The sequence below is a fragment of the Dactylosporangium aurantiacum genome, assembly GCF_000716715.1.
GTDB lineage: Bacteria > Actinomycetota > Actinomycetes > Mycobacteriales > Micromonosporaceae > Dactylosporangium > Dactylosporangium aurantiacum.
In genome coordinates this window covers 23,612-45,476 of sequence record NZ_JNYJ01000012.1, presented here as the reverse complement: position 1 = coordinate 45,476, position 21,865 = coordinate 23,612, and the positions used below count along the sequence as shown (strand labels likewise).

Sequence of the window (21,865 nt, the reverse complement as noted above, 5' to 3'; positions counted from 1 at the left end):
AACCGCCGGCCACCGCCGAGCGGGTCAGGACGGCAGGGCGCTCGGCGGCTGCGACAGGCACACGAACGGGCCCCGCACCCCGGCGCTGAACCGCTCCGCCGCCCGCAGCGCCACCTCGACCCGCCGCTGCGGCGCCATCCGCGACCCGGCGGTGGCGAACAGCGCCCCGAGCGCGATCTCGTCGCCGACGCCGACCGCGGCGTACCCGTCGGCGGCCTCGGCGACCTGGTAGTCGTCGTGGACGGTGAACAGCCGCCCCTTCACCCCGACGAGGAAGGTGCCGCCCTCCTCGCGCTCGCTGTCGCGGCGCGCCCAGCCGCCGGCCTTCAACGCCTCGCGGACCGAGTCGATGAACCGGGTGGCCATGAACCGTTCGATGTCGCCGACCGGCTTCGGCGGCTTCAGCGCGTACCGGATGAGCTGCCCCATCCGGAAGGAGGTGGTGAACCCGAACAGGTAGCCGTTGTTGTGGAACACCTTGCTGTCGGCGCGCACCGTGAGGCTCCACCCGGACGCCCCGGCACTGTCCCCGCCGATGTACACGGTGCCGCTGTGCACCAGGCCGACGATCGCCGTCATACCCCACCCCCGTCCGCGACAGCGCCGGCACCCGCCGGCACAACCTCAGGGGACTCAAGCACAGCGGACCCGTGGGTGACCGCCGCGGCACCCTCGGTCGTGGCGTCCGTCGCACCGGCGTACCGGGCGAGCCCGTCGACCATGAGGTCGATCGCGAACGCGAACCGCTCGTCGCCGCTGCCCTCGGTCATCGCCCCGGCCATGGCGACGAGGTTCGGGAACCGGTCGGCGGGCAGCGCGCCGAAGTAGTCGCGGACCTGCGCCAGGTACGGCTCCGCGTCGGCCTCCGTCTGCCGGCCCTGGCCGGCGTGGATCGAGGCCTCGATGGCGTCGGCGACGATCACCAGCGACAGCTGGTCCATCCCCCACGCGGCGATCCGGTCGGGGATCCCGGCGCCGCGCAGGACGGACAGCAGCGCCTCGGTGTACCGCAGCGCGTTGGGCCCGACGGGGATGTTGGCCCGGGCGACCTTGACCAGGTCACGGTGGGCGAGGAACACCGCCCGGCTGTCCCAGCAGCTGCGCTTGACCACCGCCGTCCAGTCGCCGGCGCCGTCCGTGGGCGCGACCGGCAGCGGGATCTCCGCGACGATCCGGTCGAGCAGCTGTTCGAGCAGCTCGTCCTTGTTGGCGAAGTACGCGTACAGCGACGCGGCCCCGGTCCCCAGCTCCTGCGCCACCCGCCGCATGCTCAGCGCGTCGAGCCCGTCGCGGTCGACGAGCCGCAGCGCTGTCTCGATCACCGCCTCGGCGCTGAGCGGCTGCCGGGCGACGGGTGCCTTGCGCCGCGTCCGCCACGGCGGCTGCGGCAACCCGGCGTCCCACTCGTGCCCGGGCGGGACGTTGATCTGGTTGGACTCTGGGACGGCGCGGGCTGGCACGGCCCAATCGTACTTGACACGAACGCCGTTCGTACGTAGAACGGTGTTCGTGACTGACGAACAGCGTTCGAAACCCGCATCCGTCCCTACCGGCGCCAAGCCGCCCGAGCCGTACCGATGGCGTTGGGCCGTCCTCGCCGTGGTCCTCGCCGCGGAGGTCATGGACCTCCTCGACGCCACGGTCATCGCCATCGCCGGCCCCTCGATCCGCGCCGACCTGATCGGCGCGGACCCGGCGGGCGGCACCGCGTTCCTGCAGTGGCTCGCCGCCGGCTACACCCTGGCCTTCGCCGTCGGCCTGGTCACCGGCGGCCGGCTCGGCGACGTCTTCGGCCGCCGCCGGATGTTCCTCGCCGGCGCCGCCGGATTCACCCTCATGTCGCTGCTGTGCGCCGTCGCGCCCGGCCCGGCGTGGCTCGTGGCGTTCCGCGTCCTGCAGGGCCTCGCCGGCGCCGTCCTCATCCCGCAGGGCCTCGGCCTGATCAAGGCCGCGTTCCCGCCGGAGCAGCTCGGTGCCGCGTTCGGCGCGTTCGGCCCGGTGATGGGCCTGTCCGCGGTCTGCGGCCCGATCGTCGCCGGCGTCCTGGTCGACGCCGACCTCTTCGGCACCGGCTGGCGGATGATCTTCCTGATCAACCTGCCCGTCGGCGTCGCCGCCCTGATCGGCGCCTGGCTGGTGCTGCCCCGGCCCGACCAGGAGCGCTCGCCGCTGCGGCTCGACCTCGCCGGCACGGTCCTGCTCAGCGGGGCGTTGCTGCTGCTGGTCTTCCCGCTGGTGCAGGGGCGCGAGCTCGGCTGGCCCTGGTGGGCGTGGGCGATGATGGCCCTGTCGGTCCCGGTGTTCGGCGCGTTCCAGCGGTACCAGCGACGCCTGCACCGCCTCGGCCGCAGCCCGCTCATCGAGCCCAGCCTCCTGGCGAAGCAGCGCTTCACGGCCGGGCTGCTCGTCGGCCTGATCTTCTTCGCCGGGCTGATGGGGCTGACCCTGATCCTCAGCGTGTACCTGCAGCTCGGCCTCGGCTTCTCGCCGCTGCGGGCCGGCCTCACCCAGTCGCCGTGGGCGTTCGGCACCGCGGTCGGCGCGGTCGCCGGCCACGTGCTCAGCGCCCGGTTCGGCGGCCGGCGCCTGCTCGTCGGCGGCACGGCCGTGCTCGCCGCGGGCGTCGTCGCCCTGCTCGTCACCCTGACCGTCGCCGACGGCCCGGTATCCTCCATGGCCCTGCTGCCGTCGCTGCTGGTGCTCGGTATCGGCATGGGTTGCTCCATGGCGCCGTACTTCGACATCGTCCTGGCCGCCGTGGACGAGCACGAGGTCGGTTCGGCGTCCGGCACGCTGACCGCGGCCCAGCAGGTCGGCGGCGCGATCGGCGTCGCCGCGCTCGGCACCGCGTTCTTCGCCTGGGCGCAGCCGCAGCAGCTCGGCCGGGTCTTCGACGCGGCCCTGCGGCACGTGCTGTGGCTCGAGCTCGGGCTGCTCGCCCTGGCCGCCGGTCTGGCGTTCCTGCTGCCGCGGCGGGCCCGCGAGGAGCCGGCCGAGGACCCGGCCCCGAGCGCCGCGCAGGCGCCCGCACCGGTGGCGTGACATGGGTTAACCCGGCCGTTCACGGGGCAACAGGTACGTGCGGGCGAGAGGAGAAGCGATGACGTACACCGTGAACGACCGGCCGGCCACCGCGCCGCGCGTGCAACCCCCAGTGGCCCCGGCCACTGCCACTGTTGCCTCGGCGACCGACCACCGCTCCACCGCGGACCTGGTCAAGCTGGCCGCCGAGCAGATCTCCACCCTGGTGCGCGACGAGCTGAAGCTGGCGCAGGTCGAGCTGACCCAGAAGGGCAAGCGGGCCGGGCGCGGCGTCGGCATGTTCGGCGGCGCCGGCCTCGTCGCACTGTACGGCGTGGGCGCGCTGCTCGCCGCCGCCATCATCGGCCTGGCGACGGTCATGCCGGCCTGGCTGTCGGCGCTGCTGATCGGCGTGGTCCTGCTGGCGGTCGCCGGAATCCTCGCGCTCATGGGCAAGTCCCAGGTGAGCAAGGCCGGGCCGCCGGTGCCGCAGGACGCGGTCGCCAGCGTCAAGGCCGACATCAACACGATCACCCACTCCGTGAAGGACCGGGGGCACCGATGACGGCGACGGAGTCGAAGAACAGCCACAACGGCCACGTCACCCCCACCGACCCCGAGGCGCTCCGGCAGGAGATCGCCCGGACCAGGGCGGGGCTCGGCGAGACCGTTGAGGCCCTCGCGGCCAAGGCCGACGTGAAGGCCCGCGCGCAGGAGGCCGTCTCCACCTCGGTGACGGCGGCGAAGCTGCGGATGCGGGAGGGCGTCGAGCAGGTGGCGGTCAACGCCGCCTACGCCGGCCGCGAGCTGCGGACCCACCCGCGCCAGGTGCTGGACCAGTCGCTGCGGCGGATGGTCCGGTCGGCCCGTGAGCGCCCCGCACCCTGGGTGGTGGCGAGCGGTCTGCTCATCCTGATGGCGCTGATCGGGTACCGGAAGGGCCAGGAGTGAACAAGATCCTGTACAAGCCGTTCAGCATCGCGTTCAGCGTCGCCGGCGGTGTCGCCGCTGGCGTCGTCTTCAAGCAGATCTGGAAGCGCCTCTCCGGTGAGGACGAGGCGCCCCAGGCGACCTCACGGGAGTACGGCTGGGGCGAGGTCCTCGCCGCCGCCGCCCTGCAGGGCGCGATCTTCGCCGTGGTCAAGGCGGCGATCGACCGGGGCGGCGCGGCGGGCGTGCGCCGCCTGACCGGCGACTGGCCCGACTGACAGTCCACGCTCGTGCTGACAGGGTCTCCCCCGCGGGAGGCCCTGTCGCTGTTGTGTCCGGCCGCTCGCGGGTCCTGGCCCGCCGTCCGGCGGGACCCGGTCCACCGGCCGGTGGACGCCAGGTGGTCCGGCCTGCGGCGGCAACGCACGCACTCCCGTCGCAAAACCGTCCCGCGCAACACGGCGGGCCCACAGTCGGTCCTGCGCACGTGATCCAGCGCCGGCGCCGCACGAGGGAGCGGCACCGGCGCGCGGGACTCCGGTGCCGGGCCCGTCGGGCGGACGGCCCGGCACCGGAATCCCGGGTCACGGCGGCGCGCCGGCCCGGCGCACGCCACCGCCGCTGCCACGGCGACACGGCGTCGGGCCCGTTCGGCGTACCTGCGCCGCGACCACGGCGAAGGGCCGGGACGCCCCAACAACATCCCGGCCCCTCCACCACACCGGGCGCCTCACCAACGCCCGTGGGCAGTCCACCCCGTGGTGCCGGCTACCGCAGCAGCGCCTGCGCGCGGTCGCGGACGTCGGCGTACACCTTGCGGGTCTGCGCGGCCGGACCGGCCAGGGTCTCCGCCGCCGCGGCCGTGCCCGGCACCCGCCAGGCCGGTGCCTCCGCGCCGCCGTCGAGGACCCACGCGGCCTGCCGCGCGGCGCCCAGCGCCACGTACTCCCCGGGGTCCGGCACGCTGACCGGGACGCCGAAGAGGGCGGGGGCGACCTCACGTACCGCAGCCGAGGCCGCGGCACCACCGATGAGCAGCACCCGCTCGACCGGCACGCCGAGCCCACGGACCGCGTCGATGCCGTCGGCGAGCCCGCACAGCATGCCCTCCACCGCCGCCCTGGCCAGGTTCGCCGGGGTGGCGTTGCCGCGGGTGATGCCGTTGAGCAGGCCGCGGGCGTCGGGCAGGTTCGGGGTGCGCTCGCCGTCGAGGTACGGCAGCAGCGTCAGCCCGCCCGCCCCCGGCGCCGCCGAGCGGGCCAGCTCGTCCAATGTGGACAGATCGACGCCGAGCAGCGTGGCCACCGTCGACAGGACCCGCGCCGCGTTGAGGGTCGCGACCAGCGGCAGGTGCCGGCCGGTCGCGTCGGCGAACCCGGCGACCGTGCCGCTGACGTCGGTGACCGGCCGCTCCGACACGCCGAAGACGGTGCCGGAGGTGCCGAGCGACACCACCACGTCGCCCGGGCCGAGGCCCAGCCCGAGCGCGGCGGCCATGTTGTCGCCGGTGCCCGGCGCAAGAAGGGCACCGGCGACGGTCTCACCCACCACCTCGGCCGGCCCCGCGACCCGCGGCACGGCCAGGTCCCGACCGAACGCCAGGCGCAGCAGCTGCGGCTGGTACGACCCGGACGCCGGCGACCAGTACCCCGTCCCCGACGCGTCGCCCCGGTCCGTGGTCGGGCCGGCGGCGGTGTCCGCCCGCAGCAGGTGCGTGATCCAGTCGTGCGGCAGCATGACGGAGGCGGCGCGGGCCGCGTTGTCCGGCTCGTGCTGGGCGACCCACCGCAGCTTCGTCACGGTGAAGCTGGCCACCGGCACGAGCCCGGTCGCGTCGGCCCAGCCGGCGGCGCCGCCCGGCAGCTCGGCGATGAGGTCGGTGGCCGCACCGGCGGAACGCGTGTCGTTCCACAGCAGCGCGTCGCGGACCACGGCGCCGTCCTCGTCCAGCAGCACCATGCCGTGCTGCTGGCCGCCGACCCCGATCGCGGCCACGCCCGAAAGCAGCGCGCCGTCGCCCGTGGCCTCGCCGAACGCGCGCCACCAGTGGGCCGGGTCGACCTCGGTCGCGTCGGGGTGGCCGGCCCGGCCCTCCCGCACGACCTCACCGGTGTCGGCGTCGCAGACGAGCACCTTCGTCGACTGGGTCGACGTGTCGACGCCCGCGACGAGGCGTCTGCTCACGAACGCACACCCAGCAGGTGCTCCATCGCCAGCTGGTCGAGGTACTCGAACGCGCTGCCCCGCGCGGCGAGCTTCTCGACGTCGAAGTCCTCGGCGCGCAGCGACTCGATCGTCTCGCCCTCGCCGAGGGTGGGCTCGTACAGCTCGTTGACCCGCGCCGCCTCGAGCGCCGCGGCGACCTCGGGGTCCGCCCGGAACGACTTGACCCGCTCCTTGAGGATCAGGTAGTTGCGCATGCAGGCCCGCGCGGTCTCCCACACGCCGTCGTAGTCCTCGGTGCGCGGGGGCTTGTAGTCGAAGTGGCGGTAGCCCGTGTACCCACCGGTCTCGAGCACGTCGACGGTCCAGAACGCGCCGCGCAGGTTGCCCGCGCCGAAGCGCAGGTCCTGGTCGAACCGGGGGCCGTGCTGGCCGTTGAGGTCGATGTGGAACAGCTTGCCGTGCCACAGCGCCTGGGCGATGCCGTGGGCGAAGTTGAGCCCGGCCATCTCCTCGTGCCCGACCTCGGGGTTGAGGCCGACCCGGTCGGGCTCGTCGAGGGTCGAGATCAGGGCGAGGGCGTGGCCGATCGTCGGCAGCAGGATGTCGCCACGGGGCTCGTTGGGCTTGGGCTCCAGCGCGAAGCGCAGGTCGTAGCCCTGGTCGCGCACGTACGCGCACAGCAGGTTGAGCCCTTCGCGGTACCGGTCGAGCGCGGCCGCGACGTCCTTCGCCCCGCCGGACTCGGCGCCCTCACGGCCACCCCACAGCACGTAGGTCTCCGCGCCCAGCTCCGCCGCCAGGTCGATGTTGCGCAGCACCTTCTTGATCGCGAAGCGGCGGACCGCGCGGTCGTTGGAGGTGAAGCCGCCGTCCTTGAAGATCGGGTGGCTGAAGAGGTTGGTGGTGACCATCTCGACGCGCACGCCGGTCGCCTTGAGCGCGTCCTTGAACCGGGCGATCGAGTGGTCGCGGGTCGCGTCGTCGCTGCCGAAGGGGAACAGGTCGTCGTCGTGGAACGTGACGGCGGCGGCGCCGAGGTCCGACAGCCGGTGGACGGCCTCGACGGAGTCGAGCGGCGCGCGGGTCGGGCCGCCGAAGACGTCCTGGGCCTGCCAGCCGACGGTCCACAGCCCGAACGAGAACTTGTCGTCGCGGGTGGGCTGGTAATCGTTCATGAGTACCTCTTCGCGGGGTGTTCGTTGGCGGACGGTTAGCACCCTACGCCGCCGGACGGGGTTAGTTCAATATCAGAACTAACTAGGTTCTGCCTGCCTACGTATCCTGAAATATCCGGCTCAATCGGGACGGAGCATTGCTGTATTTCGGCGGCGACGGCCGGGTTTGCGGCTCGCTGCACGGTTTGCCGCGCGTCGCGGTCCGGTTTCGCGCCCCGGATTTCGTTCGCGCCGTGGGATGCCGTCCAGCCGTGCCTCAGGCGCGGAACACCACGCGGTAATAGGTCTCCGAGTGCTGCAGCGCCAGGAGCACCGCGCCCCGCACCTCGGCGTCCGGGCCGAGCACCGACGCGCGGATCTCGACGCCGCGCAGGGCCGGGGCCAGGGCGTGCCGGGCGACCGAGGCCCGCAGCGGGTCCAGCAGCAGGTCCCCGATCGGCGCGAGGCCGCCGCCGACCACGACGACCGCCGGGTTGTACGCGTTGATCAGCCACGACGCGGCGAGCCCCAGGTGCGCCCCGATCTCGGCGATCACCGAGGCGGCCAGGGCGTCCCCGGCGCGGGCCGCCGTGGCGACGTCGCGCGCGTCGAACGTGTCCAGCCCCGCCAGGCTGGACGGCTCGCCGGCGGCGACGGCCCGGCGCACCGCCCGTACGATCGCCGGGCCGGACGCCACCGTCTCCAGGCAGCCGACCTTCCCGCAGTTGCACGGCTCCTCGTTGCCCGGCACCGCGTTGTGCCCGATCTCGCCGGCCGTGCCGCCCACGCCGTGGAAGACCCGCCCGTCGGAGAGGACCCCGGCGGACAGGCCGGTGCCGGCGTACAGCAGCGCCAGGTCACCGACCCGGCCGCCGGCGCCCTCCAGGTTCTCCGCGACGGCCGCGGCCTGGCCGGCGTTGTGCACGTACACGGGCGCGCCGAGCTCACCGGCCAGGATGTCGCGGACCGGCACGTCCCGCCAGCCGAGGTTCGGCGCGAGCAGGCAGACGCCGGTGTGGAAGTCGGTGAGCCCGGGCAGCACCGCGCCGACGGCGGCCAGCCGGGCGGTGGGCAGTGCCGTGCCCTGGATCGCGGCGCGCGCCTCGGCCGCCACCATGCGCAGCGCGTCCGCCGGTGCGACGCCGGCGATGTGGGTGCCCGCGCCGGCGGGGTCCGCGCCCGCGACACCGGCGGCCAGCGCGGTCGGCGTCGGGAACTCCCGCCGGGCGATCTCCTCACCCGCCGCGTCGCCGATCGCGACCGTGGTGCGCCGGGCCCCGATGTGCGCGCCGACCACCAGCTGGGAGCGGGCGTTGAACTCCAGCAGGATCGGCGGCCGCCCGCCGCTGACCGCGGTCGAACCCGGCCCCAGCTCACGCACGAGCCCGTCGGCGATCAGCTCGTCGACGATCGCGGACACGGTCGGCTTGGCCAGGGTCGTGGACCGGGCGATGCTCGCGCGGGAGACCGGCCCGCCCTCCTTGACCAGCGCCAGCACGAGCGAGCGGTTGACCTCGCGCATCACGTTGTGGTCGGCGCCGCGGCGGGGCTCGGGTGAGCGCTCACCCACGCGTTCGTCTGGTCGCATAATCCGACAACGCTACCCCGGCGATCACCCGCGAGCGCGCACCCTACATTGGTAACGGACATTCCCCACCGGCTAGCTCCAAAAGCTGGCCCCCGCGGCGGGCCCCACGGTCCGTCCCGGGTACGGCGACGCTCTCTGCGGGAAGGCAGTCTTTGCCATGCACATCTCGGCACGCGGCGACTACGCGGTGCGGGCCTCGCTCGGCCTGGCGGCCGCCTACCCGGCGGTCGTGTCGGCCGCCGGCCTCGCCGACGAACAGGAGATGCCCCGGAAGTTCCTCGAAGCGGTCCTCGGTGACCTGCGCCGCGCCGGCCTCGTGCGCGGCCAGCGCGGCGTCGACGGCGGCTACGTCCTGACCCGCCAGCCGTCGGAGATCATGGTCGGCGACGTGCTGCGCGCCGTCGACGGCCCCCTCGCCGAGGTCCGCGGCGTCCGGCCGGAGGAGGCGATGTACTCCGGCACCGCCGAGCACCTCCAGCAGCTGTGGGTCGCGGTGCGGGCCGCCGTGCGCAACGTCCTGGACGAGGTCAGTCTCGCCGACGTGGTCCGCGGCCGGATGCCCGCCCACGTGCGGCGCCTCACCACGCCGCCGCAGGCCTGGCAGCCGCGCTGAACATCCCCGAACCCGGGGTGAGCCGCCCGTCGCGGACCTACGCTCAGGTCATGTCTAAGGCGCACGACCCCTACCTGCAGGCGGCCGAGGGCTTCCTGCACGCCATCCGCGACGAGCTCGACATGGCCGACGACCTGCAGATGGACCGGACGCTGCAGGTCACGCAGACGTACGCGCTGGTGAGCATCGCCCGGTCGCTGAACGTCCTGAGCGACCGCGCCGAGGATGCCGACGACTCGCCGCTCGCCATGGCCGGCAACCTGATGGGCCGCTGAGGCACCGTTATCGGGCCGGTCGCGGCTTTCTTGGGCCGGTCGCGGCTTTCTTGGGCCGGTCGCGGCTTTCTTGGGCCGGTCGCGGCTTTCTTGGGCGGGTCGCGGCTTTCTTGGGCCGATCTCGGCGGTGATCAGGTGGCGGCCTCTGCGGTGAAGGCGTCGCCGACCTGCGCGACGTACGCGGCGGCGGCGGTCCCCGCGTTGGCCAGCTCCGCCTCGACGACCGCCAGCCCGGGTGTCACGGGCACCGCGCCCAGCTCGCCGAGCAGCTCGCGCAGGTGCCGCTCGGTCGCGTCGGCCTGCGCGCGGACCCCGGCGGTCACGACCGTCACGGCGGCCACGTCCTGGAGCCCTTCGGCCGGCAGCTGGTCCAGCAGGACCTTGAGCACCCCGGTGTACGTGCCCTTGTACGTCGGCGTCGCCACCACCAGCACACTCGCCCGCCGCAGCCGGCCCAGCGCGTCGGCGACCGCGCCGTCCCCGGTCTGCAGCAGCCGGGTGCCGAGCGCCGCCACGTCGATGGTGTGCGGCACGGGCTGGCCGAGCCGGTCCGCGAGCGCCGCCCCCACCTCCTCCGCCAGGTGCAGCGTACGGGAGTGCGGACGCGGATTACCGGACACCACAACGATCATGCCCGGATCCTATCTCCTATTGATCCGATCGGAAATGCCGACCGAGGGCCGCGTTGGCCTTCCCGACCCCCGACCACACGCCACCACAAGTTGACCTTGGACGATTTCGCCGGTCCCGGCCGGTCAAAGTGTCCAAGGTCAGCCGGCATCACGGTCGCCGCGGCCCGGTCGGACGCCGGCCCAGGCCGACCGCCGGCCGCCCCGCGACCAGGCCGTGTCGCGGCCCGTCCACCGGCTCCCGGTTGCCGCGGCCGCCAGGTCGCGGGGCTGTTCGCGGCCGCAGGTCGCGGCGCGGCCGTTCGCGGCCGCGGGCTTGTCGCGGCCGTCAGGTCGCGGCTGGGTGACTATCGGCGGACCTGGCAGGGAGGGCCGTCAAGGCCCGACCGGTGGCTGACGGGAGCTGCGGGCCGCGCCCACGACGGACCTGAGCAAGGCGCATCGACGACCGGGCCCGGCCGCAGCCGACCAGGCCCGGCCGGAGCCGACCAGGCCCGCCGCAGCCGACCAGGCCCGCCGCAGCCCGGGGTCAGACCCAGGCGCGCGGGTCGGCCACCAGGTCGCGGACGCGCTCGGGCAGCTCGCCGGTGACCACGTCGTCGATGGTGACCGTCTCGAGGATGAGCCGCTCGTTGGCCCGCAGCGCGATCCACACGTCCTGCAACGCGGACGCGGCGCCGTGGTAGCCGAGCTCCTCGGGGCGCTGGCCGCGGACGTTGGCGAGAGGGCCGTCGATCACGCGGATGATCTCGGCGAGGCTGATCTCGGAGGCGGGGCGGGCGAGGCGGTAGCCACCCTCGGGGCCGCGCTGGGCGACGACGATGCCGCCGCGGCGCAGCTGGAGCAGGATGCTCTCCAGGAACTTCGGTGGGATCTGCTGGGCGGACGCCAGACGGTCGGCGGTCACCAGCTTGCCGTCACCGGCCGATGCCGCCAGCTCCGCCACCGCGCGGAGGGCGTAGTCGACCCGGGCTGAAAGGCGCATGTCTCATCCTCCCACGCGTCGCAACAGGCCTTCCTGCACGGCCGTCGCGATGTGTCGCCCGTCGCGGGTGAACATGCGGCCCGTGGCGAGGCCGCGGGCGTCGGAGGCCGAGGGGCTGACCGAGTCGTAGAGGAACCACTCGTCGGCGCGGAAGCCGCGGTGGAACCACAGGGCATGATCGAGGCTGGCGCCGACGAAGCCGCCGGGGCCCCAGACGGCGCCGTGCACGGCGAGGACCGAGTCGAGCAGCGTGAGGTCGGAGGCGAACGTGAGCGCGCACGCGTGCAGCAGCGGGTCGTCGGGCAGCTTGCCGTCGATGCGCATCCAGACCCGCTGGGTCGGGGACGCGGGGCGGTCGCCGGGGCGGACCCAGCCGGGCTCGCCGACGTAGCGCACGTCGATCGGGCGCGGGATCATCGACCAGATGCCGGCGCGCTCGGGGTACTTGGCCAGCCGCTCCGCCATCGTCGGGGTGTCCTCCGGCGACGGCACGTCGGCCGGGGCGGCCTCGTGGTGGTCCAGCCCGGCCTCGGGCACGTGGAACGACGCCGACATGAAGAAGATGACCTCGTCGTGCTGGCGTGCGACGGACCGCCGGACCGAGAAGGAGCGCCCGTCGCGGATGTTCTCCACCGTGTACGTGATGGGCACGGTCGGGTCGCCGGGCCGGACGAAGTACCCGTGCAGCGAGTGCACCTGGCGCTCCGGGTCGACGGTGCGACCGGCGGCGACCAGGGCCTGACCGGCCACCTGCCCGCCGAAGACGCGCTGGGGGCCGACCGGCGGGCTCATGCCCAGGAACCGGTCGTCCCCCAGCGCTTCGAGGTCCAGGAGTCGGACGAGGGCGTCTACCGCCGCCTGTCCACTTGCGAGCTCGTCCACCCCTGCAATCTAAAGGTAATTACGCGCCGTGTTCCTGTGACAGTGCTCCCAGCTGGTGCACGCGCAGCGTGTTGGTCGAGCCGGGCGTGCCGGGCGGGGAGCCGGCGACGATGACGACGTCGTCACCGGCGCTGAGCCACGGCAGGCCGGCCATGGCCATGTCGACCTGCTGGAACATCTCGTCGGTGTGCTGGACGAACGGCACGTCGAACGTCTGCACGCCCCACGACAGGGCCAGCTGGTTACGCACCGTCGGCTCGGGCGTGAACGCGAGCAGCGGCAGCTCGCAGTGCAGGCGGGCGAGGCGGCGGACCGTGTCGCCGGTCTGCGAGAAGGCGACGAGCGCCTTGGCGCCGATGTTGCGGGCGATGTTGGAGGCGGCCGAGGTGAGCGCGCCGCCGCGGGTGCGGGGGTCGTGCTGCAGCCGCGGCACCGACAGCGAGCCGCCCTCGGTGGTGGCGATGATCCGGGCCATCGTGGAGACGGTCAGGATCGGGTACCGCCCGACGCTGGTCTCGCCGGACAGCATGACGGCGTCGGCGCCGTCGAGCACGGCGTTGGCCACGTCGGACGCCTCGGCGCGGGTCGGCCGGGCATTCTCGATCATGGAGTCGAGCATCTGCGTGGCGACGATGACCGGCTTCGCCGACTCGCGGCACAGCTGGACGGCCCGCTTCTGCACCAGCGGCACCTGCTCGAGCGGCATCTCGACGCCGAGGTCGCCGCGGGCGACCATGACGCCGTCGAACGCCGCGACGATCTGCTCGAGGGCGGCGACCGCCTCCGGCTTCTCGACCTTGGCGATGACCGGGCGGTGCACCCGCTCCTCGTCCATGATCTCGTGGACGAGCTTGATGTCGTCGGGCGAACGCACGAACGACAGGGCGATCCAGTCGGCGCCGAGCTGTAGCGCGAACCGGAGGTCCTCGGCGTCCTTCTCGGACAGGGCGGGGACGCTCACCGCGACGTTGGGCAGCGAGACGCCCTTGTTGTTGGAGACCATGCCGCCCTCGGTGACGAGGACGGTGATGTCGTTGCCTTCGACGCCGGTGACCTCGACGGCGACCTTGCCGTCGTCGATCAGCAGCCGGTCGCCGGCCTTCACTTCCTGCGGCAGCTTCGTGTACGTGCACGACACCCGGTCGGCGGTGCCGATCACGTCGTCGCTGGTGATGACGGCCGTGTCACCGGTGCGCCACTCGTGGGGCCCGTTGGCGAAGCGACCGAGCCGGATCTTGGGACCCTGGAGGTCGGCGAGAATGCCAACGGAACGGCCGGCGGCAGCGGCGGCCTCACGGACGAGAGCGAACACCGCGGCGTGGTCCTCATGGCTGCCGTGGCTGAAGTTGAGCCGCGCGACGTCCATCCCGGCGTCGACGAGGCCGCGAATCCGCTCGGGCGACGATGTGGCGGGTCCGAGCGTACAGACGATTTTTGCGCGTCGAGTCACACCACGAGGCTAGCCCCTCCACGCCCTACCGTTTCGGCCGACCCGGGATGGCGCCATCAGTTGAGACGCTGTCCATCTGCCGTTTCCCCGATAATCGGGCGATGTCCTCCAGCTCGTCCCCGAGCTCACAATGGCGCGTGCCGATGGGCACCCGCGACACGCACGAGCCGCACCGCGTCGCGACGCCGCTCGAGCTGCTGTTCGACCTGTGTTTCGTGGTGGCGATCGCCCTCGTGGCGCAGCTGCTGCACCACGCCGTCGCCGACGGTGACGCGCCGCACGGGATCATCGCCTATCTGACGGTGTTCTTCTCGATCTGGTGGGCCTGGATGAACTTCACCTGGTTCGCCTCGGCGTACGACACCGACGACATCGCCTACCGGCTGACGACCCTCGTGCAGATCGCCGGGGTCCTCGTGCTCGCCGCCGGGGTCACCGACGCGTTCCACGGCCACTTCGGCACCGTCACCGTCGGGTACGTGATCATGCGCGCCGCCCTGGTCACGCAGTGGCTGCGGGCGGCCGCCGGCGACGCCGCGGGCCGGCGCACCGCGGTGCGGATGGCCGCCGGGGTGTCCGCGTGCCTGGTCGGCTGGTCGCTGATCCTGCTCACCCACGGCACCACCCACCTGGTGCTGTTCTTCGTCATGGTCGCCGCGGAGCTGGCGGTGCCGCCGTGGGCCGAGCGCGACTACCACACGCCGTGGCACCCGCACCACATCGCGGAGCGCTACGGGCTGCTGTACATCATCGTCCTCGGCGAGATCGTGCTGTCCACGACGGTCGCCGTGCAGGCCGGGTTCGTGCAGGACCGGCTGTGGTGGGTCGCGGCGAGCGGGCTGGTCATCGTCTTCGCCTTCTGGTGGCTGTACTTCGACCAGCCCGCCCACGAGCGGCTGTTCGACCAGCGGCACGCCTTCATCTGGGGGTACGGGCACTACGTCGTCTTCGCGTCCGCCGCGGCGATCGGGGCGGGCATCGCGGTCATCGTCGAGCGCCCCGACCTGTCCGGCGCGCCCGTCACCATCCCGGTGGCGGTGCTGCTGGCGGCGTTGTGGGTGCTGCACCTGCGACCACGCGGCTGGCTGGAGCCGGTCGCGGCGGCGCTGGTGCTGGCCGCCACGTTCGTCGGGCCGTCGCTGGTCGTGACGGCTGCCGTTCTGGCTGTACTGGTGGCAGCCCGGCTGGTCCTGCGGCGCGCCGGCGGCGCGGTCAGTGCTCGCGCTCGCCGCCCGTGAACGCCTCCGCGCGGGCCCGGCCGTCGACGCTGTGGCTGAACACCCGGGCGTCGCCGTCGGCGGTGTGCGTCTGCCCCGTCAGCGTCGCGTGCAGCGGCATCGCCGACGTCATCTCGGCCCGTACCCGCGGCAGCGACGACGGATGCGCGTCGCGCAGCCACGTCACCATGTGCTCCCGGATGAAGCACCGCAGGTCCCACAGCTTCGGCGCGTCCGTCGCGCTCACCAGCGCCCGCAGCCGCATCGCCGCGCCGGTCGCCTCGACCACCTGCAGCACCGACACCCGCCCGTCCCACAGGTCCGTCGACTCCAGCGCCCGGCGCAGCTCCTCCCGCGCCTCCGGCACCGGCAGCCACCAGTCCACGTCCAGCATGACGTCGCCGAGCAGCGCCGCCTCGGTCCGTGTCCAGTTCTGGAACGGCTTCTCCGTGAAGTACGACGTCGGCAGGATCAGCCGCCGGTCGTCCCACACGTGCACGACCACGTAGGACAACGTGATCTCCTGGATGCGGCCCCACTCCTCCTCGACGATGACCACGTCGCCGAGCCGCACCGCGTCGCTGAACGCCAGCTGCAACCCCGCGAACAGGTTGCGCAGCAGGCTCTGTGCCGCCAGACCGGCGATGATGCCGGCGAATCCCGCGCTGGCCAGCACGCTCGTGCCCAGTATGCGCGCCTGCGGGAACGTCATGAGCATCACGCCCGCGGCGATCACCGCGATCGTCGCGACCGTCACCCGCCGGATCATCACCACCTGCGTGTGCACCCGCCGCGCCTGCCGGTTGTCCGGCACGTCGGTGCGGAACCGCGCCAGCGCCGCGTCCTCCGCCACCACCAGCAGCGCCGCGACCAGCCACGCCACCGTACCGATGATGAGCAACTGCTCCACGTGCAGGAACGTGTGCCGCCAGTCCGCCTCGTCGGCCGACCCGCGCACCGCGAAGTACACCGCCGCCAGCACCACCACCCACTGCGTCGGCCGGTGCGCTTTGTTCGCCAGCTCGGTCAGGAACGCCGAACGCCGCCCCACCCGCAACAGCACCACGTGCACGGCCTGCACCAGCAATATCGCAACGACCGCCGCCCCGAGCGCGATGCCCAGCGGCCTGAGTGTGTCGATGAGCGTCTCTCGCATTCGGGCCTAGGTACCCCCGCCCCCTGGCCCGCTAACGTGTCCTGCGTCGCAGCAACCAGACAACCATCCCGGCAACCACTCCCCCGCCGAGCACCAGCCACCCTGGCCCCACCGCCCCGTCCCGCCCCGGCCGCCGGCCGGCGCCCCCCGACGCGGCGCCGGTCGGTTCCGGCAGGGTCGCGGTGAGCGCGGCGACCGGGTTGACGACGCCGTAGCCGTACTCGTCGTCCCGGCCCGGCCTGCCCCGATCGGTGGCGGTGGCGGTGAGCCGGCGGACCACCTCGGCCGCCGGAAGGTTGGGGTACCTCGCCCGCACGAGCGCCACCACCCCGGCCACGATCGCCGTGGCGTTACTCGTCCCGTCCCCGGTGACGTACCGGCCGAACGCCCCAGTGGAAACGATGTCCACAGCCGGCGCCGCCAGCACCACCTCCGGCCCCGTCGCCGACACCGCGGCATGCGTGCCGTCCTTGCCGGTCCCGGCCACCGCGACAACACCGGGCACCTTCGCCGGAAACCCCACCCGCTTGTCCTCCGGCGCGTTCCCGACCCCGGCAACGACGACGACATCAGCTCGGACAGCCGCCTCAACAGCGTTCTTGACCTCGGGGTACTCGCTGGTCACAGCGGCGATGCAAATGACTCTCGCGCCCTGGGAAACGGCCCACTCGATGCCCGCCGCGAGATTCTCCGGACTGCCCCCAAACTCGCTGTGAATCGTCTGCACCGGAAGAATGGTCGCCTTCGGAGCGATACCGAGCACGCCACCACCGCCAGGCAGTCCACGGCCCGCGATGAGCCCTGCCATTGCGGTGCCGTGTCCGTCGGTGTCGGCCTTTCCGTTTCCGGAGGCGCCTTCACCGAATTCCCGACCGTCGACAACAGCACCAGCGAGCTCGCCGTGGCGATCGTCGACCCCGGTGTCCGTGACGGCAACCAACACCCCTTCGCCCGAACTCACCTGCTGAGCCCGCGCAATCTCGAGCGCCACCAGGTGCCACTGCCGGTCCCGGATGGCATCGGCTGACGCAGTGCCTGGCAGAGCCAGGACCGAGCCGGCCACCACCGCCATGCCCAAGGCGGCCGCACGGAAGACGCGACTCAACGATCCAGCCCGATGACGCCCGGTCCCGGATCGTGGTCGTGTGCCGGCGGCTGAGCCTCGAGCAGTGGCGTGACGCCTCGCTGCACCGTCCATTGTTCGGCATGCTCGTCGCCCGGTCCCCGTCGACGTGCGACGTACTCGTCGAATGACCGGTCCTGATATCCGCCGGCCCTGGAGGCCGGTCGCCCTGTTGCCGATGTCGGCCGTGCCGAACCGAGCTGCCCAGGCAACGGACGCGCATGCGCCGAACCGGCAGGCGATGTCATTGGAGCGCCACCGATCACGCTGCCTGGAATGCCGCGCGTCGTTCCGGCGCCGACACCGCGGGCCATTCCCTCTGCGCCGTTCTCGGTGATCCCGATGACCGGTCCACCACCGAGAACTCGACCGACGCCACCGATCGGCGGCTGATATCCGACTGAGGGCACATCGCCGGCTTGCACGGCCTGGAGGTCACCAGGTCGCTGACTGCCGGCGCCCACGTCCACCTGCCGCCCGGCGAGTTCGACGTCATCGTTGATGTCCTCAGTCCGCGGGGGCGGCGGGTCGAATCGAGGCGGTGGAAGCTCACTCAATCGCGCCGAAGCGTTCTTCCCACCGCCACCGTCCGCCCCTGCACCGCCGGTTGCGGTGGTGCCGTTGTTCACCGGCGGTATGTATGCCTGAGTCGAGATCCGCGCGTAGTCCGGCAGCGCAACCGCGAATTTGAACGACGCGTCATGCACCGTCACGTCGGCCGCCATAAGGATTCGCCGAGCTTCCTCGTCCAGCAATCGTTGCGCCTGCCGGCCGACACGCGGGTCCGGTGCCGCCTGCGCCTTCGCGTACCGCGCCACCAGCGGCGCCAACTGCTCCCGTGCGTCATTGATCGCATCACTGACGAGTTGCAGGCCACCCCGGACTTCCGCCGCACCTCGCGCCGTCGCCGAGAACGCGTCGATCATGTCGTTGAGGCGCTGCACGAACGCCGTGGCGGCCTCGCTCTTCGACGGGGGCCAGGCTTCGGCGAGCTGATCGCGCAGGACTCGGAGACGGTCGCGCTGTGCCTCCAATGCGGTCTGCTGGCGGCGGAGGGTCGCCAGGTGCAGGTGGGCGTCCGTGGCGTCATCGGCGGAGACCATCTCCCACAGCTCGGGCAGCCGCCACCGGCGGTACGACTCGGCCATCAGGCGGACCTACCCGTCCTCGGGTCGTGCTGGGCGGCCCAGATGGCGTCGTCCACCTTTGTCGAGGCGACGGCCAGGCTGGTCTTGAACTGGTCGCCGCTCAGCTGGTCCGCGTGGGCGTAGGCGGCGGCGACCTCCTCGGCCGCCTGCACGAAGACCGCGCCGTTGTGGACGAACGCGTCCATCAGGTCGAGCAGTTCGATCAGCTTGTGGTGGTACAGCGTCGCGGCCGCCTGGACGTCAGGGCTGGCGGTGCGGGTACCGAACGACGGGGTGTCGACGAACGTGCGCAGGATCTGGTCGTGCTCGGGTGACAGGTGGGCGGTCAGGTCGGCGTGCAGGCCCGCGCCGAACGAGCGAACCGCCTCCAGGTCGACCACGAACCCCGACTGGTGATCACTCATCGCGTCCTCCCCGCCACGATGTGCAATAGACAGTCGTGACGGTACCGCACCCGAGGGCCCCGGTGACGCCCGGAATCGCCTCAACCGCGCAGCGTGACGACCACTACCCCGACGGCCGTCGGCGGCGCCGCAGCAGCAGGCCGGCGGCGGCGACCGCGGCCCCGCCGCCGAGCAGGACCCAGACCACCGGCGACTGCCCCGAGCCGCCGCCCGGTCCGGCCCGATCCGCGGTCGACGACGACGCCGCGGCGGCCGGCGGGCCGATGGACGCCGTCAGCGCCGCGACAGGGTTGACGATGCCGTAGCCGTACTCGTCGTCCCGGCCCGGCTTGCCCCGGTCGGTAGCGGTGGCGGTCAGCCGCCGGACAACCTCCACGGCGGACAGGTCGGGGTACTTCGCCCGCACCAACGCCACCACCCCAGCCACAATCGCCGTGGCGTTGCTGGTGCCGTCGCCGGTGACGTACTTACCGAACGCCCCGGTGGAGACGATGTCCACCGCGGGCGCGGCCAGCGCCACCTCCGGACCGGTGGCGGAAGCGGGCGTGTGGTTGCCGTCCTTGTCCGTCCCCCCGACGGCCAACACGCCGGGCAGCTTCGCCGGGAACGCGACCTGCCGCGCCTGCGGCAGGTTGCCGGCGGCGGCGACAACGACGACGTCTGCCTTCACGGCAGCCTCGACCGCCGTCTTGACTTCGGGATACTCGCTGGTGCCGGCCGCGACGCAGATGACTTTCGCGCCCTGTCCGGCAGCCCAGGCGATACCGGACCCAAGATCGATCGGGGAACCGCCGAACTCGCTGTGCAGCGTCTGCACCGGCAGGATGGTCGCCTCCGGTGCGACACCCAGGACGCCGGCACTGCCGGACAGGCCGCGCCCGGCGATGAGGCCGGCCATCGCCGTGCCGTGGCCGTCAGTGTCACGTTTGCCGTCATCTGCAGGCTGCTCGCCGAACTCCTTGCCAGGGAGCACCGCCCCGGACAACTCGCCGTGGCGGTCGTCGACCCCGGTGTCGATGACCGCCACGACGACGCCCGCACCCCGCGTGATCTCCTGCGCCTGCGCGATCCGCAATGCCTTCAGGTGCCACTGCCGGTCACGGATGCCATCGGCGGTCGCACGGCTCGGGACCGCGATGATCAGCGACAACGCCATGCACACCAGCAACGCCGGGCGGCGGGCCCTCAACGATCTATTCCGATGATGCCCGGCCCCGCGTCGTGGGGGCGGCTCGGCGGAGCCTCGATTACCGGTGGCACTCCCTGCCGGACCGACCAGGACTCGCCGCCGCCTTCCTCCGGCGTGCGGCGGCGGCTGGTGGCCGTATCGGACGCGCGGTAGCCACCCATGCCGCCCACGCCGCCACGCGCACCCGCAGCACCGGAGCCCGGCGCACCGATGGCCGACTGGGTGTTCAACGCGCCGCCGCGCACGCCTGGGTTGCCGTTTGTCGCGCCCGGCCCGGCAGCCGCGACACCAGTGGGCCGGACGACGCGGCCCAGCACCCGACCCGGGCCGAGCACGGAGTGGTCGACCAGCCCGCCGATCGATCCGGCCGGGTCGGCGACCGGCGTGACGGTCGATGTCGGACCGCTTCCGCCGGCGAGCTCGAACTCCGGTGGCTCGGCGGCGGCCGGCTCCGGCGGGTCGAATTGGGGCGTCGCGGGACGACCGGTCCTCGTGCCCGTGGAACCGCCGCCGCCGTCTACCGGCACCGCCACGGTGCCCTGCATACTGAACCGCTCGTAGGCTGGAAGTGCGACATCCAGAGCGGCCGCGGGGTCGGACACCGCTGCGTCCGCGGTCATGAGGATGCGGCGGGCGTGGTCGTCCAGGAGCCTGCGGGCGTGTTCGCCGACCCGCTGGTCAGGCAGCTTCGTGGTCTTCTCGTACTCGGCGACCAGGGGTGCCAGCTCGCGGCGGGCCCGGTCGAGTGCGTCGGTGATCAGGCTCAGGTTGGAGCGGACCTCGGCCGCGCCGGTCGCGGTGAGCGACATCGCCCGGATCATGTCGTTGAGGCGCTGGATGAAGGCCGTCGCCGCCTCGCTGCGCTCCGGGGGCCAGCCGTCCGCGAGGCGGTCCCGGAGGGTTCGCAGGCGGTCGCGCTGGGTTTCCAGGGCGGTCTGCTGGCGGCGGAGGGTGGCAAGGTGGAGGTGGGCGTCGGTGGGGTTGTCGGCGGCGAGCATCTGCCAGAGTTGGGGCAGCCGCCAGCGGCGGTAGCCGTGATCACTCATCGCGCCCTCCCCGCCACGATGTGCAATTGACAGTCGTGACGGTACCGCAGGATCAGCCGTGATAGGTGGCGGGCATGTCGCAGGCGTCGAGGCTCTGCTCGTAGCCGTCGAAGAAGGCGCCGGTGCGTTGGGCGGCGGAGCCGTGGGCGCCTTCCTTGAACCAGGGCTCGTCGTCGGGGTCGGCGACGGAGAGCAGGCCGGAGCGCAGCTCGTCGAGGTCGCCGTCCTCGAGGGTGAAGTCGCCGACCTTGATGGAGTCGCCGATGTACGCGCCGGCGAAGCAGTCCGCCTGCAGCTCCTGCTGGATGGTGAAGGCGTAGTTGATGCCGAGGCGTTGCTGGACGGCGTGGCCGTACTCGTGGCCCAGGAGGTAGAAGACGAAGGCGTCGCCGAGGTCCTGGTAGACCTCTTCGGACCAGTTGACGTCGTAGGCGATGAAGTCGCCGACGGGGCAGTAGGCGGCGTTCTGGGTCGGGATCGGCTGGGAGCCGCACATCAGCTCGCCGTCGATGCGGTACGGCACGACCCGCGACACGGGACGGAAGCCGACGATGCGGGAGCTCCAGTACCGCTCGACGACCCGCAGCGCGATGCTGACGTCACTGGCGAACGACGAGTCCGAAGACGAGTACGACGGCGCCGAGGAGGACGGAGGCGGCGGCGAGTAGGACGGCGGGACATAGGCGGGGGCGGCGGAAGGAGCAGGAGCGGGCACGGGCAGCGACGGGATCCGAGGCGCCCAGAACGGCGGCGGATCGGCCGGGGCCGCGGCCGCGGGACCACCCGCGACCAGCAGGAACACGGTGCAGCACAGCGAAGCGAACAGAGGGGTGCGGTTCATGGCCGAGGGGTACCCGGGGAGCGGCCCCGCATGAGAGCCGCTCCCGTT

The 21,865-nt window shown here is 72.8% G+C and carries 23 protein-coding genes; 7 read left to right on the top strand and 16 right to left on the bottom strand.

Going from position 1 to position 21,865, the window contains the following annotated elements; genetic code table 11:
- Positions 1-24: 24 nt before the first annotated feature.
- Positions 25-579, bottom strand: a complete 555-nt coding sequence (locus tag OP18_RS15965; RefSeq protein ID WP_033359696.1) for a hypothetical protein — start codon at positions 577-579, stop codon at positions 25-27.
- Positions 576-1,460: a TetR/AcrR family transcriptional regulator gene (locus OP18_RS15960; RefSeq protein WP_052386806.1), complete on the bottom strand. Its 885-nt coding sequence runs from the start codon at positions 1,458-1,460 to the stop codon at positions 576-578. Before OP18_RS15960 ends, OP18_RS15965 begins: the two co-directional genes overlap by 4 nt.
- A 49-nt stretch (positions 1,461-1,509) precedes the next feature.
- On the opposite strand from OP18_RS15960, the gene OP18_RS15955 reads away from it, so the two are divergent.
- Genes OP18_RS15955 through OP18_RS15940 form a run of 4 tightly spaced genes read left to right on the top strand, consistent with a single transcriptional unit; the run spans position 1,510 to position 4,229 of the window.
- A complete protein-coding gene (locus tag OP18_RS15955) occupies positions 1,510-3,042 on the top strand; it encodes an MFS transporter (protein WP_052386822.1) in 1,533 nt (510 codons plus the stop codon).
- Positions 3,043-3,100: 58 nt separating this feature from the next.
- Positions 3,101-3,586, top strand: a complete 486-nt coding sequence (locus OP18_RS15950; RefSeq protein WP_081970800.1) for a phage holin family protein — start codon at positions 3,101-3,103, stop codon at positions 3,584-3,586.
- Positions 3,583-3,972 carry a DUF3618 domain-containing protein gene (locus tag OP18_RS15945; protein WP_033359695.1) on the top strand — a complete coding sequence of 130 codons (390 nt, stop codon included), beginning with the start codon at positions 3,583-3,585 and terminating at the stop codon, positions 3,970-3,972. The genes OP18_RS15950 and OP18_RS15945 overlap by 4 nt, the downstream gene beginning before the upstream one ends.
- Positions 3,969-4,229, top strand: coding sequence for a DUF4235 domain-containing protein (locus tag OP18_RS15940; protein WP_033359694.1), 261 nt, complete (start codon positions 3,969-3,971; stop codon positions 4,227-4,229). Before OP18_RS15945 ends, OP18_RS15940 begins: the two co-directional genes overlap by 4 nt.
- 490 nt (positions 4,230-4,719) lie before the next feature.
- Here OP18_RS15940 and xylB read toward each other — a convergent pair whose 3' ends face one another.
- The 3 genes from xylB to OP18_RS15925 form a co-directional block, all read right to left on the bottom strand.
- Positions 4,720-6,135 (bottom strand): xylulokinase, encoded by a 1,416-nt coding sequence (xylB, locus tag OP18_RS15935; protein WP_033359693.1) that lies wholly within the window; start codon positions 6,133-6,135, stop codon positions 4,720-4,722.
- Complete coding sequence (xylA, locus tag OP18_RS15930) at positions 6,132-7,292, bottom strand: xylose isomerase (RefSeq protein WP_033359692.1); 1,161 nt, start codon at positions 7,290-7,292, stop codon at positions 6,132-6,134. Before xylA ends, xylB begins: the two co-directional genes overlap by 4 nt.
- A 256-nt stretch (positions 7,293-7,548) precedes the next feature.
- Positions 7,549-8,859 (bottom strand): ROK family transcriptional regulator, encoded by a 1,311-nt coding sequence (locus tag OP18_RS15925; protein WP_156089552.1) that lies wholly within the window; start codon positions 8,857-8,859, stop codon positions 7,549-7,551.
- 157 nt (positions 8,860-9,016) lie between these two features.
- On the opposite strand from OP18_RS15925, the gene OP18_RS15920 reads away from it, so the two are divergent.
- On the top strand, positions 9,017-9,472 hold the full coding sequence (locus OP18_RS15920; RefSeq protein WP_033359691.1) for an RrF2 family transcriptional regulator: 456 nt from the start codon (positions 9,017-9,019) through the stop codon (positions 9,470-9,472).
- A 50-nt stretch (positions 9,473-9,522) separates the two neighbouring features.
- Positions 9,523-9,747: a hypothetical protein gene (locus OP18_RS15915; RefSeq protein WP_033359690.1), complete on the top strand. Its 225-nt coding sequence runs from the start codon at positions 9,523-9,525 to the stop codon at positions 9,745-9,747.
- A 131-nt stretch (positions 9,748-9,878) separates the two neighbouring features.
- On the opposite strand, the gene OP18_RS15910 is transcribed toward OP18_RS15915, so the two are convergent.
- From OP18_RS15910 to pyk, 4 genes are all read right to left on the bottom strand, one after another.
- On the bottom strand, positions 9,879-10,379 hold the full coding sequence (locus OP18_RS15910; RefSeq protein ID WP_033359689.1) for an NADPH-dependent FMN reductase: 501 nt from the start codon (positions 10,377-10,379) through the stop codon (positions 9,879-9,881).
- Between the two features lie 526 nt (positions 10,380-10,905).
- Positions 10,906-11,361, bottom strand: a complete 456-nt coding sequence (locus OP18_RS15905; protein WP_033359688.1) for an RrF2 family transcriptional regulator — start codon at positions 11,359-11,361, stop codon at positions 10,906-10,908.
- 3 nt (positions 11,362-11,364) lie between these two features.
- Complete coding sequence (locus tag OP18_RS15900; RefSeq protein WP_033359687.1) at positions 11,365-12,243, bottom strand: acyl-CoA thioesterase; 879 nt, start codon at positions 12,241-12,243, stop codon at positions 11,365-11,367.
- A gap of 19 nt (positions 12,244-12,262) precedes the next feature.
- A complete protein-coding gene (gene pyk / locus OP18_RS15895; RefSeq protein WP_081970799.1) occupies positions 12,263-13,693 on the bottom strand; it encodes a pyruvate kinase in 1,431 nt (476 codons plus the stop codon).
- A 101-nt stretch (positions 13,694-13,794) separates the two neighbouring features.
- Between pyk and OP18_RS15890 the strand changes: the two genes are divergently transcribed.
- Positions 13,795-14,931 (top strand): low temperature requirement protein A, encoded by a 1,137-nt coding sequence (locus OP18_RS15890; protein ID WP_033359685.1) that lies wholly within the window; start codon positions 13,795-13,797, stop codon positions 14,929-14,931.
- On the opposite strand, the gene OP18_RS15885 is transcribed toward OP18_RS15890, so the two are convergent.
- The 7 genes from OP18_RS15885 to OP18_RS51215 all read right to left on the bottom strand — a co-directional run bounded on the left by OP18_RS15885 (position 14,906) and on the right by OP18_RS51215 (position 21,817).
- Positions 14,906-16,066, bottom strand: coding sequence for a mechanosensitive ion channel family protein (locus OP18_RS15885; RefSeq protein WP_052386804.1), 1,161 nt, complete (start codon positions 16,064-16,066; stop codon positions 14,906-14,908). The genes OP18_RS15890 and OP18_RS15885 overlap by 26 nt on opposite strands.
- Positions 16,067-16,097: 31 nt before the next feature.
- On the bottom strand, positions 16,098-17,171 hold the full coding sequence (locus tag OP18_RS15880; protein ID WP_052386803.1) for a S8 family serine peptidase: 1,074 nt from the start codon (positions 17,169-17,171) through the stop codon (positions 16,098-16,100).
- A complete protein-coding gene (locus tag OP18_RS57200; protein WP_033359684.1) occupies positions 17,168-18,337 on the bottom strand; it encodes a hypothetical protein in 1,170 nt (389 codons plus the stop codon). The genes OP18_RS15880 and OP18_RS57200 overlap by 4 nt, the downstream gene beginning before the upstream one ends.
- Complete coding sequence (locus OP18_RS15870; RefSeq protein ID WP_033359683.1) at positions 18,337-18,741, bottom strand: hypothetical protein; 405 nt, start codon at positions 18,739-18,741, stop codon at positions 18,337-18,339. The genes OP18_RS57200 and OP18_RS15870 overlap by 1 nt, the downstream gene beginning before the upstream one ends.
- Positions 18,742-18,844: 103 nt before the next feature.
- Entirely contained in the window at positions 18,845-19,897 is a 1,053-nt protein-coding gene (locus tag OP18_RS15865; RefSeq protein ID WP_033359682.1) for a S8 family serine peptidase, read from the bottom strand.
- 29 nt (positions 19,898-19,926) lie between these two features.
- Positions 19,927-20,976, bottom strand: coding sequence for a hypothetical protein (locus tag OP18_RS57195; RefSeq protein WP_033359681.1), 1,050 nt, complete (start codon positions 20,974-20,976; stop codon positions 19,927-19,929).
- Positions 20,977-21,028: 52 nt separating this feature from the next.
- The gene (locus OP18_RS51215; RefSeq protein WP_156089551.1) at positions 21,029-21,817 is read right to left on the bottom strand and encodes a neutral zinc metallopeptidase; all 789 of its coding nucleotides are present in this window, start codon (positions 21,815-21,817) and stop codon (positions 21,029-21,031) included.
- Positions 21,818-21,865 lie beyond the last annotated feature (48 nt).